14 protein-coding genes are annotated in these 15,475 nt (G+C 63.3%); 3 read left to right on the top strand and 11 right to left on the bottom strand.

The features are described 5' to 3' along the window. Positions 1-5: 5 nt before the first annotated feature. From deoC to BLR85_RS04205, 9 genes are all read right to left on the bottom strand, one after another. Entirely contained in the window at positions 6-1,016 is a 1,011-nt protein-coding gene (gene deoC, locus BLR85_RS04165) for a deoxyribose-phosphate aldolase (protein WP_093150148.1), read from the bottom strand. A gap of 81 nt (positions 1,017-1,097) precedes the next feature. Beyond that, the gene (locus BLR85_RS04170) at positions 1,098-2,207 is read right to left on the bottom strand and encodes a hypothetical protein (protein ID WP_093150151.1); all 1,110 of its coding nucleotides are present in this window, start codon (positions 2,205-2,207) and stop codon (positions 1,098-1,100) included. A 60-nt stretch (positions 2,208-2,267) separates the two neighbouring features. Further along, the gene (locus tag BLR85_RS04175) at positions 2,268-2,627 is read right to left on the bottom strand and encodes a hypothetical protein (RefSeq protein WP_093150155.1); all 360 of its coding nucleotides are present in this window, start codon (positions 2,625-2,627) and stop codon (positions 2,268-2,270) included. Between the two features lie 109 nt (positions 2,628-2,736). Next, a complete protein-coding gene (locus tag BLR85_RS04180) occupies positions 2,737-4,476 on the bottom strand; it encodes a SulP family inorganic anion transporter (protein WP_093150158.1) in 1,740 nt (579 codons plus the stop codon). Positions 4,477-4,533: 57 nt separating this feature from the next. Continuing rightward, the gene (locus BLR85_RS04185; protein ID WP_093150162.1) at positions 4,534-6,219 is read right to left on the bottom strand and encodes a bifunctional protein tyrosine phosphatase family protein/NAD(P)/FAD-dependent oxidoreductase; all 1,686 of its coding nucleotides are present in this window, start codon (positions 6,217-6,219) and stop codon (positions 4,534-4,536) included. Positions 6,220-6,299: 80 nt separating this feature from the next. Next, entirely contained in the window at positions 6,300-7,181 is an 882-nt protein-coding gene (locus BLR85_RS04190) for an MBL fold metallo-hydrolase (protein ID WP_093150167.1), read from the bottom strand. 17 nt (positions 7,182-7,198) lie between these two features. After that, positions 7,199-7,717, bottom strand: a complete 519-nt coding sequence (locus BLR85_RS04195; protein ID WP_342028767.1) for a YeeE/YedE family protein — start codon at positions 7,715-7,717, stop codon at positions 7,199-7,201. Between the two features lie 3 nt (positions 7,718-7,720). Then, a complete protein-coding gene (locus tag BLR85_RS04200; RefSeq protein ID WP_093150171.1) occupies positions 7,721-8,149 on the bottom strand; it encodes a YeeE/YedE family protein in 429 nt (142 codons plus the stop codon). A 3-nt stretch (positions 8,150-8,152) separates the two neighbouring features. Continuing rightward, entirely contained in the window at positions 8,153-8,362 is a 210-nt protein-coding gene (locus tag BLR85_RS04205) for a YgaP family membrane protein (RefSeq protein ID WP_093150174.1), read from the bottom strand. 459 nt (positions 8,363-8,821) lie between these two features. Here BLR85_RS04205 and BLR85_RS04210 point away from each other — a divergent pair, with 459 nt between their 5' ends. Together BLR85_RS04210 and BLR85_RS04215 are read left to right on the top strand one after the other, a co-directional pair. Next, the gene (locus BLR85_RS04210; protein ID WP_093150184.1) at positions 8,822-10,756 is read left to right on the top strand and encodes an elongation factor G; all 1,935 of its coding nucleotides are present in this window, start codon (positions 8,822-8,824) and stop codon (positions 10,754-10,756) included. 148 nt (positions 10,757-10,904) lie between these two features. Beyond that, positions 10,905-11,738 (top strand): aldo/keto reductase, encoded by an 834-nt coding sequence (locus BLR85_RS04215; protein ID WP_093150190.1) that lies wholly within the window; start codon positions 10,905-10,907, stop codon positions 11,736-11,738. A gap of 66 nt (positions 11,739-11,804) precedes the next feature. On the opposite strand, the gene BLR85_RS04220 is transcribed toward BLR85_RS04215, so the two are convergent. Then, positions 11,805-13,448, bottom strand: coding sequence for a CTP synthase (locus tag BLR85_RS04220; protein WP_093150194.1), 1,644 nt, complete (start codon positions 13,446-13,448; stop codon positions 11,805-11,807). Positions 13,449-13,644: 196 nt separating this feature from the next. Beyond that, positions 13,645-14,010, bottom strand: coding sequence for a preprotein translocase subunit SecG (secG, locus tag BLR85_RS04225; RefSeq protein WP_093150198.1), 366 nt, complete (start codon positions 14,008-14,010; stop codon positions 13,645-13,647). Positions 14,011-14,182: 172 nt separating this feature from the next. Here secG and BLR85_RS04230 point away from each other — a divergent pair, with 172 nt between their 5' ends. Continuing rightward, positions 14,183-15,475 carry an adenylosuccinate synthase gene (locus tag BLR85_RS04230; RefSeq protein WP_093150203.1) on the top strand — a complete coding sequence of 431 codons (1,293 nt, stop codon included), beginning with the start codon at positions 14,183-14,185 and terminating at the stop codon, positions 15,473-15,475.

The raw sequence follows: 15,475 nt of genomic DNA on the forward strand, positions 1-15,475 counted from the left end.
CCGGATCAGGCCAGCGGGTGACGGAAAGCGGCGGAATAGGCGCCGGTGACGTGATGTTCGATCTGCCGTTCGATATCGCCCAGAAGCGAGGAGGCGCCGAAGCGGAACAGGTCCGGCTGCAGCCAGCGATTGCCCAGCTCCTCCTTCAGCAGAGACAGATAGACCAGCGAGTCCTTGGCCTTGGAGATGCCGCCGGCGGGCTTGTAGCCCACCTTGAAGCCGGTGCGCGCCTCGTAGTCGCGGATGGCGCGCATCATCACGAGGCTGACGGGGAGCGTGGCGTTCACGCTCTCCTTGCCGGTCGATGTCTTGATGAAATCGGCGCCACCCATCATGCAGATGAGCGAAGCGCGGGCGACATTGCGCAGGCTCCCCAACTCGCCGGTCGCGAGGATCGCCTTCACATACGCCTCGCCGCAGGCGGCGCGGAACTCGCGCATCTCGTCATAGAGTGCCTGCCAGTTGCCGGTCAGAACGTGGCGGCGGGAGATGACGATGTCGATCTCGGCTGCGCCAGCCTTCACGGACTCGCCAATCTCGGCAACGCGCAACTCAAACGGCGAGAGGCCGGCCGGAAAACCGGTGGAGACGGCCGCGACCGGGATGCCGGAGCCTGCCAGCGCCTCGACCGCCACCTCGACCATGTCGTGATAGACGCAGACCGCGCCGGTGGTCAGCCGCTCGACGCCAAGAGCTTCCAGCAGGTCCGCGCGAACGGGCTGGCGGGCCTTGGCGCAGAGCCGGCGCACGCGGCCGGGCGTGTCGTCACCTGCCAGCGTCGTCAGGTCGATCAGCGAGATCGCCTTGAGCAACCAGGCGGCCTGGTAGTCTTTCTTGACCGAACGGCGACCCGGCAGGCTGGCTGCGCGACGCTCGATGGCCGAGGTGTTCGCTTGCGCGCGCATCACCCAGTCCATGTCGAGTTCCATGCCGGGGTTGCGTGGCTCTCCGGCCAGTTGCGGCAGGTGATCGGCGCGGCGCGTTACCGCCGTGGTCTCCTCGTTCCGCGTCTGCATGAGGTGCCTCCCTTCGAATTCTTCGCTGGCACGCTCGCACGGGCGGCGTGACGGGGCAAGTGGTGGGACAACAGGATCCGCTCAGTCGCGCGGCAGCAGCCGGGTGAGGGTCTCGGAGGTGAAGTCATCGGCCTCGTCCAGCATGCGCGGCACGAGCCGGTCATAGCTCTTCCAGTTGATGGTGATCGCCCGGCAATGCCAGTAGCCAAAATCGGCGCGTTTCAGCGCACCCATCGGTAGCCACATGTCGGGACGGTGAACATCCCAGCCAAAAAAGCGCCGCCATCCGTCGGGACGAATACAGTACTTGGTCGGGCAGGGGCCGACTCCAACCTCGGGGTGCAGGTGATCGGCATGGGAGATGAGTGGCTCGGCATCCGCGAGCGGGCTGCGCCACGTGCCGTCGAACGCCACGATGCCGAGCGGGCTGGCATGGGTCGCATCGAAGATCGACCCGCCCCGGCTCCAGACAAGCTCGTCGATGTCCACGTTCAGAACCGCGCGCGCGTGGCGCAGGAAGCGCAGGCGTGCCAGGTTGAACATGGCCGGTTGCAGGAATTTCGCCCCGCCACCGCCGGACTTTGAGCGCACCGGGCCATAGCGCTGCGGGACCTTCAGCACGACAGCGCGTTTCAACCCGGTACCCGCAAGCGTTTCGAGCAGCGCTTGGGGCGTGTATTCGTCCGAGGCGTTGTCCATCACCAGCATGGCTTCCAGCCCGTGCTCGGCGATGTGGAAACGTGCCCAATCGGCAATCCATTCCAACCGGTTGTTGCGCGAGATATGCAACGAGGCGTTCAGCCCGGCAAAAATCCCGCTCTCATCGGGACTGATTCCGCTCTGCCCGCTCCAGCGGCCGGAGTTGGTCGAGAGCGCCTGTGCCCCCTCGGGCCGGTCGAGAATGACGATGTCATGGCGGCGGAAACGGCGGACCCTGCGTATGCGCGCAGGCTGACCATCAATCCGCAATGCGCCATCCGCGAGCATTGCCTTGAAATTCAGGAGTTTCGGGCAGACGACGAGCAGTCGATCGCCCATGGCCAACACATCGTACCAGAGCGTTGTCCAGTCATAGGAGTTCTCGAAATTCGGACCCCGGGCGAGTTTGGACACGATGGGCGTGCGCCTCAATCCGCTGCCCTCGACGGACAGCGACTGCATATCGGCTATGGAAAAATCACCGGGCTCCATGACGCAGCCTCATAGGCTGATCCACGCATCAATCCAACAGCAATACGGCCTCCGAACGGGTTAGAGGGGGAGTTCCCTTGCGTTCGTGAGTTGATAATCGTAACAGGCGGTCCCGTTGCGGAAGCGGCGCACCTTCATGTTGGCCAGCTTGAATTCGAAAAGCTGCCGCGCGGCCCCGCTGGCAATGTCGGCGGCATCGGCCACCACGGCGCGAATCCGGCGTTCCGGGTTGCCCGCGGTGAGCTGCTGGACGACGGCGTCGAACTGCTTCTGGGCGAGAGCCGTGTCCTTTTCGCCAATTGTCCGCCAGCTCTGGACGAGCTGGTTGTCCTGCATGTCCTTGGCGTTGAGCACGGGCAGGGTGCCCATGCCGGAAACCTTCGCCGTCCATTGTCCGCGGGTTTGGGTGATCTTGATCATATCGCAAATCCTTCCGGGTTGCTGCGGGACGCACGGTTCGTGATTCCCAAATGGGAACGCCTCAAGCCCCGCGCATGTCCCGCGAATGCGGGACGCACCGGAGCCCTTGTTATTCGGCTGCTTCGCTCAATGTCGCGTTGCCGGACAGGGCCATGTAAGCGTCATATTGCGACAGGAATACCCGGCCGTTCATCTCTTCAAGGAAATGGCTGCGTTTCAGGCGGTCCATTACCGGGCCTTTTACCTCGCTCAGGTGCAGCTTGATACCCATATCTTTGAGTCGGTGCAGAATGCTCTCCAGTGACTCCAGTGCGGAGAGGTCCACCTCGTTCACCGCCGGGAAATTCAGCACCACGTGCTTGAGCTGCGTGTCGCCCACGACACGGTCATAGACGTAGTCCTCCAGGAAACGCGCATTGGCGAAATAGAGGCTTTCATCCACGCGCAGCGTGACCATCGCAGGGTCGGTCATCACCTTGTGGCGGCAGATATTGCGGAAATGATGCGTGCCCGGCACCAGCCCGATCTCGGCCACATGCGGGCGCGAGGTCTTGTAGAGATGCAGGAAGATCGACAGCACCACGCCGGACGAAACGCCGACCTCCACGCCCATGCCGAGGGTCAGCAGGATGGTGGCGGAGACGGCGAAGAAATCTGGCTTGGAGAATTTCCAGGCATCTCTGACCACCGAGAAATCGACGAGCGACAGCACGGCGACGATGATTGTCGCGGCCAGCGTCGCCGTGGGCAGGAAATACAGCAACGGCGTGAGCAGGAGGGCCGCCAGCAGGATGCCTATGGCGGTAAAGGCGCCCGCGGCGGGGGTCTCGGCGCCGGCATCGAAATTGACCACCGAGCGGGCAAAACCGCCCGTGACCGGGTAGCCGCCAGTGAGCGAGGCCGCGATATTGGAGGTGCCGAGCCCGATCAGCTCCTGATCCGGATCGATGCGCTGGCGCCGCTTGGCGGCGAGCGTTTGGGCCACGGAGACGGATTCGACGAAGCCGATGATCGAGATCAGGATCGCCGGGCCGATCAGCGCTTTCCACATTTCCCAATCCGCCGAGGGAGCCGAAAGCGGCGGTAGGCCACGCGGTACGTCGCCGACGATGTTAACGCCGCGATCGGCAAGGCCGAAGATCCAGGCGAGCAGCGTTGTCACGACCACGGCCGCCACCGGGCCGGCCTTGGTCAGCACATCCGCCAGGCGCGGCTTGACGCCGGATTTCAGCAGCAGCGGCTTTAGCCCCTTGCGGACCCAGAACAGGAAGGCGGTGGCGGTGACACCGATGATCAGCGTCCAGAAATTCGTCTGGCCGAGATTGCCGAGCAGGTGGCCCAGTGTCTCGATCAGGTTATGGCCCGAGGCCTGTACGCCGAGGACATGCTTGAGCTGGGAGGTGGCGATCAGGATTCCCGAGGCGGTGATGAAGCCCGCGATGACCGGGTGCGACAGGAAATTGGCCACGAAACCGAGCCGCAGCAGGCCCATTATGGTCAAGAAGGCACCGGAGATGAAGGCCAGCGTGATCGCGGCGAGCGCGATGGCGCGTGGGTCGGTCAGCCCGAAATTGCCCACCGCTGCCGCCGTCATCAGCGAGACCACTGCCACCGGCCCCACGGCCAGCGCCCGCGAGGTGCCGAAGATCGCATAGGCCACCAGCGGCAGAATCGAGGCATAGAGGCCCATCTCCGCAGGCAGGCCCGCGAGCAGCGCGTAGGCGAGCGATTGCGGGATCAGCATGATCGTCACGATCACGGCGGCAAGCGCGTCGCTCTCGAAGGTCTGGCGCGTGTATTGGCTGCCCCAGTCTAGAATGGGCAAGTATCGGCGGAGAAACGGGGGCATGGGGAAAACCTTGAAAAAGCGAATGACCGGCGCGCCCGTGAGCGCGCCGGCGAGCTATCAGACCTTGGGGGCTTCGACCGTGATCTTCTCCGGCTTGGCCATCCATTCACGGCCCTTGAGCATGCCGCCCCAGTAGACGGGAGGCAGCAGCATTTCCTTGAGGATCCAGGCTGCGCGCGTGGGCTTGGTGCCGTTGATGAGCCATTTCGGCAGGATCGGCATCAGCGTTCCGCCATAGCCGAATTCGGCCAGCACGATCTTGCCGCGCTCCACGGTGAGCGGGCAGGAGCCGTAGCCGTTATAGGCGCCCTGGGGGCTGCCGCCGAGGATGTCGGCTGTCACGTTGGCGGCCACGACGGGCGCCTGCATCCGGGCTGCCGCGGCGGTCTTGGCGTTGGGCGCGTTCATCACGTCGCCGAGCGACCAGATATTGTCGTACTGCTTGTGGCGCAGCGTGATCTGGTCGACATCGACCCAGCCCGCGGCATCGGCCAGCGGCGAGACGCGGATGAAGTCCGGCGCGGTCTGCGGCGGGCAGACATGGATCATGTCGAACTCCGCCTCGATCGTGGTCGGCTCCTCGTCGGGCTTCTTCACCTCGAAGGTTGCTTTCCTGCCGGGGCCGTCGATGGCGACGAGGTTATGGAAGAAATTCAGCGTGGCGTCGTATTTCTCCACGTATTCCATCAGCGCGGGCACGTAGTCCTTCACACCGAAGAGAACACCGCCGGCGTTCATGAACTGGATGTCGATGTTCTTCAGGACGTCCTCGCGGAACCAGTGGTCGCCCGAGAGATACATCGCCTTCTGCGGCGCGCCGGCGCATTTGATCGGCATCGGCGGCTGGGTGAAGAGAGCGCGACCTTTCTTGAGATTCTGCACCAGTTCCCAGGTGTAGGGCGCAAGGTCGTAGCGGTAATTCGAGGTCACGCCGTTCTTGCCCAGCGTGTCCACCAGCCCGTCAATCGCGTGCCAGTCGAGCTTGATTCCCGGGCAGACGATGAGCCGGTCATATTTCACCACCCGGCAGCCATCGAGGATGACGGCGTTGTCATGCGGTTCGAAAGCGGCAACGGCGCTCTTGATCCAGTGCACGCCCTTCGGGATCAGGCTGCCCATGGTGCGTGCGGTGGTGGCCGGGTCGAACACGCCGGCGCCGACCATGGTCCAGCCGGGCTGGTAATAATGGATGTCGGCCGGGTCGATGACCGCGATGTTCAGATCGCGCATCCGGCTCTTGAGCGAGGAGGCGACCGAGATGCCACCCGCGCCGCCGCCGACGATCACGACGTCGAATTTGGCGTCGCCCGTATCGGTCGGCGTCTTGCCGCCATTGACGATCCGGCGGACAACGCCGCCCATGTCGTAACCCGCCGCCTTGGCCGTGGCCAGGATGTCCGAGGCAGACATGTCCTTGGCATGGCTGAGCGACCAGAGCGTGGTGCAGCGCGTGCCCGTCCGGCAATAGGCCAGCACCGGGCCGGGCAGCGCCCTAAGGGCTTTGCCGAATTCGACGGCCTGTTCATCCAGAACCATGCCCGAGGTGACCGGCTGGTAGAGGCATTCCAGCCCCACTTCCTTCGCCGCCATCTCGATTTCCTCGAAGGTCGGCTGATCGTTGCCCTCGCCATCGGGGCGGTTGCAGACGATGGCGCGGAAACCCGCATCCTTGATCTTCTTCACGTCTTCGGGCGCAATCTGCGGCGTCACCGAGAGCGCATCGGTCAGTCTCTTGATTTCCATCTCGCGGGCTTCCTCCACCACTGGATGCCCCGGAGCGTCATTGCCGCGCCCCGGTGACCATCATCTTCTTGTTATAGGACTCAGAGGCCGTTGACCGGAACCTTGAGCATCGGGTTGCCGTCATCATCGGTCGGGATCACGCCCGCCCGCATGTTGACCTGCAACGAGGGGATGATGAGGTTCGGCATGGCGAGCGTGGCGTCGCGTTCGGTGCGGAACTTGACGAAATCTTCCTTCGTCTTGCCCTCGCCGACGTGGATGTTGTGCTTTTTCTCATCGCCCACGGTGGTCTCCCATTTGATCTCGCGACCATTGGGGCCGTAATCGTGGCACATGAAGAGCCGCATCTCGTCGGGCAGGGCGAGCACCTTCATGATGGAATCGTAGAGTGTCGCCGCATCGCCGCCGGGGAAGTCGGCGCGCGCAGAGCCGCCATCGGGCATGAAGAGCGTGTCGCCCACGAATGCCGCGTCCCCCACCACGTGGACCATGCAGGCCGGGGTGTGGCCGGGCGTGTGCATGGCGAAGACATCCATCGTGCCGATCTTGTAGGTGTCGCCATCCTTGAACAGCGCATCGAATTGCGAGCCGTCGCGCTGGAACTCTGTGCCTTCGTTGAAGATCTTGCCGAAGACGTTCTGCACGGTGATGATGTGCTCGCCGACGCCGATCTTGCCGCCGAGCTTGTTCTGGATATAGGGCGCGGCCGAGAGGTGGTCGGCATGGACATGGGTCTCGATCAGCCATTCCAACTTGAGATCGTTGTCTTCCACGAACTTGATCAGCTCGTTGGCGTGCTCATAGGTGATCCGGCCGGCGGCGTAGTCGATATCCATCACGGAATCGATGATCGCGCAGGAATTCGAGCTCGGGTCCTTCACGACATAGGAAATCGTGTGGGTCAACGGGTCGAAAAAGCCGGTAACTTCGGGCTTCACGGACATGTCTACGGGGTAATCCATGGTTTCCTCCTTGAAAGTCAGTTGTGTGTGTGTTCCGGCATCGGCCCCTTGGGGGCGTGGTCGATCGGGCCGTGGGCTGCGGGCTGGTGCAGGTCCGGGCCGCCCGGTGTCTGGAAACGCTTGTCGTAATGGGTGTTGATATAACGGGCCACGCCCATGCCGCCGATCAGCGCAACGGTGAAAAGGATCACCTCCCAGCGGCCGGTTCCGAGCGCGGGCAGTGCGCCGCCCGGGCAGAAGCCGGATAGCCCCCAGCCGACGCCGAACACGGCCGAGCCGCCGACGAGCTTGAGGTCGATGGAACGGTTCTGCGGCACGTGGAAGATATGATCGAAGGTCGGACCCTCACGCTTCAGCACGAAGCGGTAGCCAAAGAAGGCGACCACGACAGCCCCGCCCATGACGAAGGCGAGCGAAGGATCCCAGGTGCCAACGAAGTCAAAGAAGTTCAGCACTTTTTCGGGGTTGGCCATGCCGGATATGGAGATCCCGACACCGAAGATGAGGCCGATCAGGTAAACGGAAATCAGGCGCATTGGTCAGCCTCCGAACACGTGGCGGACGACATAGACAGTGAGCGCCGTCGTTGCCATGAAAGTCGGCACCGCCACGAAGGAGCGCGGCGAGAGGCGGGCAAGGCCGCAGACGCCGTGCCCGGAGGTGCAGCCCGAGCCGTAGGATACGCCGAGACCGACGAGAAAGCCGCCCACGATCAGCGCCAGGGTGGAAACTGGCACGGTGATTTCCGGCCAGTCGCCTGTCACCATGAGATAGAAGGCTGGACCCGAGATCATGCCGGCGAGCAGAGCCCACCGCCAGGCACGGTCGTCCTCGGCAAAGATCGCGGCCGACAGGATGCCGGTGGCGCCCATGACCCGGCCAATAGCTGCCATCAGCAGGACTGCGGCCAACCCGATGAGGACGCCCCCGAACAGAGACGCCAGAGGCGTGAAATTGACGATTTCCATGGGTCAGGCGTTGTCGCGCTTGCAGGTTTTGATGCCGAGAATGGCGTAGGGCGGGCAATAGCCCATGGCGGCGGTGGCCAGCATGACAAGGCCGACAATGGCGGCAATCGCTGTCCAGAGCGTGCTCCAGCCTGCGCTGAAGGCAAGAATCAGCAGTACGACGCCGATCACGACGCGGGCGATGCGGTCGGCAGACCCCATGTTCTTGGTCATTGTACGTTTCCCTGTATTTGGTCCGATCCATCTGGGAGATCGGCATTCGAATTTACCCGGTGAATCGGGCCTTGGCCAAATCTAAACTAACCAGTTTACAAATTCAAGTTGCCGAATGTGTATCCGGGCCGTGCTCACGCGTCCGTGAACGCGACCGGATGTGCCGTACTGGCAGATTAAAGGCGCTACCGCGAGCGTAAACAGGGTTTCGGCACGGGAATGTCGCAGCCAAATCTACCCGGAAGCCCTTGACCTTCCCGCATATGCGAGCGGAATACTTGGGGGCCGCGCGTTTATTGCTTTCCCGTCCATGACGACAAAAGGGAACAGGATCCGCGGCAGGATCAGACGGCGGCACCAGACCGCGCGGGATCCGGGGAGGTCCGTCCGCCAGGGCGGGCCGGTCCGCGCAAAAGGGTCAGGGGCCGCCAAACCGGCAAAGTTTGGAGGAAACCTGACATGCGTTGTTTCACAGTTCTCGGCCCGTCCAATTCGGGCAAGACGACATTGGTCGAGGCCTTGAGCAGTTTGGATTCCAAACCGGTCCGGTCCGACATGACCGAGTTCTTTGGCGTGTCGGAATTTACCTACTTGGGTGAACCCTGGGCGGCCTTCGATGTCGCCGGCGGTGCCGAGTATCTCGGCTATGCGGGCGAGGCGTTGGCCGCCTCAGATGCCGCGATCCTTTGCGTGCCGCCCGAGCCGGAGGCGGCGGTGCTTTGTGCCCCCTATCTGCGCCTGATAGAGGAGAGCGGAACCCCCTGTATTCTGTTCATCAACCGCATGGACGCGAGCGACAATCGTGTGCGCGACATCGTGGCCGGCCTCCAGGCCTATGCCAATCACACGATCATCCTGCGCCAGGTGCCAATCCGCGAGAATGGCGAGGTCGTTGGCACCGTGGACCTGATTTCGGAACGCGCCTGGGAATTCCAGCCCGGCGAGCCCTCACAGTTGATCGAGATTCCCGAAGGAGTGATGGAGCGCGAGCAGGAAGCGCGCGCGGAGTTGCTCGAACACCTGTCGGATTTCGATGACCACCTTCTGGAAGAACTCATCGAGGACAAGGCGCCGCCGCGCGACGAAGTCTACGACGTGGCGACGGCCGTGCTGCGGGAAAACGACGATATCCCGGCCTTCCTCGGTTCGGCCAGCGGGCGCAACGGCATCACCCGCCTGATGAAATCGCTTCGCCACGAGGCGCCCTCCGTCGACAAGACACTTGAACGTCTGGGCACCAACGCGGTGGCTGCCGGCGTCATTGCCACCTACCGCAAGCATATGGGCAAGGCGGTTCTGATACGGGCGCTGAGTGCCCCGGTCGCGGCCAACGCGCCGCTGGGCGGCGCGAATGTCGGCAACCTGAGCGGGCTCGACGCCAAGCACCCGGTCGAGAAAGTCGAAGCAGGCTTCATCGGGATCGCCGTCAAATCGGATCACCTGAACGCCGGAAGCTATTTCACGGCGGACGGGACGGAAGAAATGGATGACTGGGCCCGCGGCCACCCGCCGAGCTTTGCCTCGCTGGTGACGCCGGTGCACGAGAAGGACGATGCGCGCCTGTCGTCGGCGCTGGCCCGCGTGGCCGAGATCGATCCCGGCCTGACGGTGGAGCAGGACGAGGCGAGCGGCCATGCGATGGTGCGCTGCCAGGGGCCGATGCATCTTCGGCGGGTGCAGGCGCTGCTGGACGACGATTTCGGCGTGTCCACCCAGACCGAGGAGGTTGCCGCGCGCTATCGCGAGTCGATCTCCAAGGCCGTCGAGCACCAGTATCGCCACCGCAAGCAGTCCGGCGGTGCCGGGCAATTCGCCGACGTGCTGATGAAGATCGGCCCGCAGACGCGGGGCGAGGGCTTCTCCTTCGACGAGGTGGTCAAGGGCGGCGCCGTGCCGCGCAACTACATCCCCTCGGTTGAAGCCGGCGCCAAGGATGCGATGACGCAGGGGCCGCTGGGCTTCCCGGTGATCGACGTCTCCGTGACGCTGCTGGACGGCAAGGCGCATTCAGTAGACAGCTCCGACTTCGCCTTCCGCACCGCTGGCAAGGCCTGTGTCAAGGAAGCGTTGAACGATGCCTCGCCGGTGCTTCTGCAACCGATCGACAAGGTCGACATTCACGTGCCATCGGTCTTCTCCGGCGCCATCGTGACTCTGGTCTCCTCGCTCAAGGGGCAGGTGCTGGGCTTTGACCCGAATCCGGACGCGAAAGGCTGGGACATTTTCCACGCGCTTCTGCCGGATTCCTCGCTGAGTGAACTGTCCCGCGCGCTTGGCGGCGCGGCGCAGGGCACGGCGTGGTACGAGGCGGCATTCGATCACTATCAGGAAGTCCATGGCAAGGAAGCCACGCGGATTTCGCAGGAGGCGAAGGAAGCGGCAACCGCCGGCTGACACTGGCCGCGTTAGCGCAAGGAAATCGGGACGAGCGCCGGGCAGATGCCGCGGCGCTCGTTCTGTTTTGCGTGGACGAGTCTGCCTTGCCCCGCCGAGGCCGAAGGTGCATAGTGCGCTCAATCGATTGACCTGACAGGAGGCGGGCATGACAAAAATCCCAAAAATCACGATGAACGATGGTTACACCATCCCGCAATTCGGCTTCGGAATCTGGGAGGTTCCACCCGCCGCGGCCGCTGACGCGGTGGAGAGCGCACTTCGCCTCGGTTACCCGCTGATCGACGGCGCCTATTTCTACAAGAACGAAGAGGGGCTGGGCGAAGGCCTGCGTCGCTCCGGCGTCGCGCGCGAGGATGTTTTCATCACCACCAAGGTCTGGAACCACGAACAGGGCCGCGACAAGGCGCGCGCTTCGGTGGATCGGAGCCTGAAGCTGATTGGAGTGGAACAGCTCGATCTCGTGTTGATCCACTGGCCGGTGCCGAGCCAGGATCTCTATGTCGAGACCTGGGAAAGCTTCATCGAGATGCGCGAGAAGGGGCTGGTCCGGTCTATCGGCGTGTCCAACTTCAATGCCGAACATCTGGACCGGGTTGTCGCCGAAACCGGAGTCACCCCGGCGCTGAACCAGATCGAGGTGAACCCGGAACTTCAACAGCCGGAACTGCGCGCCACAAATGCCGATCTTGGCATCGTGACCCAGGCCTGGACGCCGCTCGGAAATGGCCGCTCCTTTGGCTCCGAGCCAATTGCCGCCGCCGCCAGGCGAACCGGCAAGAGCCCGGCGCAGGTAACGCTGCGCTGGCATCTGCAGCTTGGTCACGCGGTGATCTCGCGCTCGGTCAATCCGGGGCGGCAGGCGGAAAACCTCGACATCTTCGATTTCGAGCTGACCGATGCAGAGATGGAAGCGATCAAGACGCTCGATTTCGGCGCGCGGACCGGGCCGGACCCGTCTGTCTTCAAATTGATGGGCTGAGCGCGACAGTTTCAAAAGAAAACGCCCCGGCCAAGGTCGGGGCGTTGGATATTTCAGGACGGGCGATCACACCAGCCGGCTGTTCTCCTTCGCTGCGCGGATGAAATCGCGGAACAGCGGGTGCGGCTCGAAAGGCTTGGATTTCAGTTCCGGGTGGAACTGCACGCCGATGAACCACGGATGATCCTTGATCTCGACGATCTCGGGCAGACGGCCATCGGGGGACATGCCGGAGAATGTCAGCCCCTTCTCCTCAAGCTGCTTCTTGTACCGGATATCCACCTCGTAGCGGTGGCGGTGGCGTTCGTCGATATTGGTGGTGCCATAGATCTCGGCAACACGGCTGCCCTCTGCCAGCACGGCATCATAGGCGCCCAGCCGCATCGTGCCGCCCTTGTCGTCATCGACCGCACGCTCGACCTTGGCATTGCCCTGCACCCATTCCTTCAGGTGGTAGACAACGGGGGTGAAGCGCTTCTTGCCGGCCTCGTGGTCGAATTCCTCCGAGCCGGCATCGGTCATGTCGGTCAGATGACGTGCGGCCTCGATCACGGCCATCTGCATGCCAAGGCAGATACCGAGATAGGGCACATTGCGTGTACGGGCAAACTCCGCCGCCTTGATCTTGCCCTCGGTGCCACGCTCGCCAAAGCCGCCCGGCACGATGATCGCGTGATATGGCTCCAGGTGCGGTACGCAATCCTCGCGTTCGAAGATCTCCGCGTCGATCCACTCGGCCTTGACCTTCACCCGGTTGGCCATGCCGCCATGGGTAAGCGCCTCGGCGATGGACTTATAAGCGTCCTCAAGTTGGGTGTATTTACCGACGATGGCGATCCGAACTTCGCCGTCGGAATTGTGCACCCGGTCGGAGACGTCTTCCCAGCGATCAAGAATCGGGCGCGGTGCGGGCGAGATTTCGAACGCATCGAGTACCGCCTGGTCGAGCCCTTCGCGGTGATAGGCCAGCGGAGCGTCATAGATCGAGCTGAGGTCCTGCGCGGCGATCACGGCGTCCGGACGGACGTTGCAGAACAGCGCCAGCTTGTCGCGCTCCTTCTGCGGAATCGGGCCCTCGGAACGGCAGACCAGCAGGTCCGGCGCAAGGCCGATGGAGCGCAGCTCCTTGACCGAGTGTTGCGTCGGCTTCGTCTTCAGCTCGCCGGAGGCCTTGATAAAGGGCAGCAGCGTCAGGTGCATGAAAATACACTGGCCGCGTGCCTTGTCCTGCGCGAATTGCCGGATCGCCTCGAAGAAGGGCAGCCCCTCGATATCGCCGACCGTGCCTCCGATTTCGCAGAGCATGAAGTCGACCTCGTCCTCGCCGATGGCGATGAAGTCCTTGATCTCGTTTGTGACGTGAGGAATCACCTGGATCGTCTTGCCGAGATAGTCTCCCCGGCGTTCCTTCTCCAGCACGTTGGAATAGATCCGCCCGGAGGAGACCGAGTCGGTCTTGCGGGCGGCAACGCCGGTGAAACGCTCGTAGTGGCCTAGATCGAGGTCGGTTTCCGCCCCGTCATCGGTGACGAAGACCTCGCCATGCTCGAACGGGCTCATCGTGCCCGGATCTACGTTAAGGTAGGGGTCCAGTTTGCGCAGGCGGACGGAGAAACCACGGGCCTGAAGCAGCGCGCCTAGTGCCGCCGATGCCAAACCCTTGCCAAGGGACGACACGACGCCGCCTGTGATGAAGATGAACCGTGCCATGCTTGGCCGACCCCCGTGATCTGTAGCGTTCCTGCTCGCGCAAAACGCCAGTTGAAGCAGCTGAAAGGTGCTCGAAAAATCGCACCATCACGGGACTCAGAGCTTAGAGCATTCGCCGTGACGGGGCAACAGCACCCCAAGATGATGTTGCCGAATTTCGGGTGCAGGCAAAGCCTTGTGACCAGAAGGTCGCAGGTTATTCAGCAGCCTGCGGTAGCAGCGGCGCATTGCCACCCGGAGCGGGCGGCAGCAGATCTTCACCATTCGTCCCGCTCTCGACCGGCGCGGTCTCCGCCACCGGGGCGGGGGCGTCCGTGATCCGGTCCACCACCGAGGCGCCCTCGGTATTGGCGGCAGCCAGGATGGTCAGCGTGATGGAAGTGATGATGAAACCAATGGCAAGTGCCCATGTGAGCTTGCCAAGCGCGGTGGCTGCACTGCGGCCGGACATCACCCCGCCGCCACCCATGCCGAGCCCGCCCCCTTCGGAGCGCTGCAACAGCACGATGCCGATCAGGCTGAGAGCCAGAATCAGGTGGACGATCAGGATGACGTTTTCCATGCACGGAGCCTCGAATTCGGATGGGCGGTATCTAAATGCAAGCCCGCCCGGTCGCAACCCCTGAAGGGACCGCTCGGCCGCTTTGCCGCCCTCTGCGTCAGAAAGGTGGTTTGCGCCCTGCGTCAGGGCCGCTATACACGCGCGGGTTTTCCGGTCAGTCGAGGAGATGGATATGGCCAATGTTGTCGTTGTCGGCGCCCAATGGGGCGACGAAGGTAAAGGCAAGATCGTTGACTGGCTTTCCGAACGGGCCGATGTGATCGCGCGCTTCCAGGGCGGGCATAACGCTGGCCACACCCTGGTAATTGATGGAGAGGTTTTCAAACTTTCGCTGCTGCCTTCGGGCATCGTGCGCAAGGGCAAGATCTCGGTGATCGGCAATGGCGTGGTTCTCGACCCCTGGGCGCTTGTGGCCGAGATCGAGAAACTGGCCAAGCAGGGTGTCGAGATCACGCCCGACAACCTGATGATCGCCGAGAACGCTCCGCTCATCCTGCCGCTGCATGGTGAATTGGACCGTGGCCGCGAGGCGCAGAGTTCCGTCGCCAAGATCGGCACGACCGGCCGCGGTATTGGACCGGCCTATGAGGACAAGGTGGGCCGCCGCGTGATCCGCGTTGCCGACCTTGCCGACGAAGCTACGCTTCAGACCCGCGTCGGCCGCCTGTTGGTGCACCATGATGCACTGCGCAAGGGGCTGGGTTTGCCGCCGGTCGATGTAGACAAGCTGATGGCCGATCTGCGCGAAATCGCGCCCAAGGTCCTGCCCTTCGCCAAGCCGGTCTGGCGCGAGATGAACACCGCCCGCAAGGCCGGCAAGCGCATCCTGTTCGAAGGCGCGCAAGGCTCGCTGCTCGACGTGGATTTCGGCACTTATCCCTTCGTGACTTCCTCGACCACGATCTCCGGTTCCGCGGCTTCGGGTACCGGCATGGGACCGGGTTCGATCGATTTCGTCCTCGGTATCGTCAAGGCTTACACGACTCGCGTCGGTGAAGGACCGTTTGCCTGCGAGCTGTTCGATTCGGTCGGCGAGCATCTCGCCACCGTCGGTCGCGAGAAGGGTACCGTGACGGGGCGCTCGCGTCGCTGCGGCTGGTTCGACGCGGTGCTGGTGCGCCAGACCTGCGCCCTGTCCGGCGTCAACGGCATCGCCTTGACCAAGATGGACGTGCTGGACGGGCTCAAGGAACTCAAGATCTGCGTCGCCTACGAGTTGGACGGCAAGATACTGGATTACCTGCCCACGGCGGCCGACCAACAGGCGCGCGTGACCCCGATCTACGAGACGATGGAAGGCTGGAGCGAGAGCACAGCGGGTGCGCGGTCCTGGGCGGATCTGCCCGGTGCTGCGGTGAAATATGTTCGCCGGATTGAGGAGTTGATCGACTGCCCGGTCGCGCTTCTGTCGACCTCGCCGGAGCGGGACGACACGATCCTGGTCACCGATCCCTTCGCGGATTGA

This window comes from Aliiruegeria lutimaris (assembly GCF_900099935.1).
In the GTDB taxonomy this organism is placed as follows: domain Bacteria; phylum Pseudomonadota; class Alphaproteobacteria; order Rhodobacterales; family Rhodobacteraceae; genus Tropicimonas; species Tropicimonas lutimaris.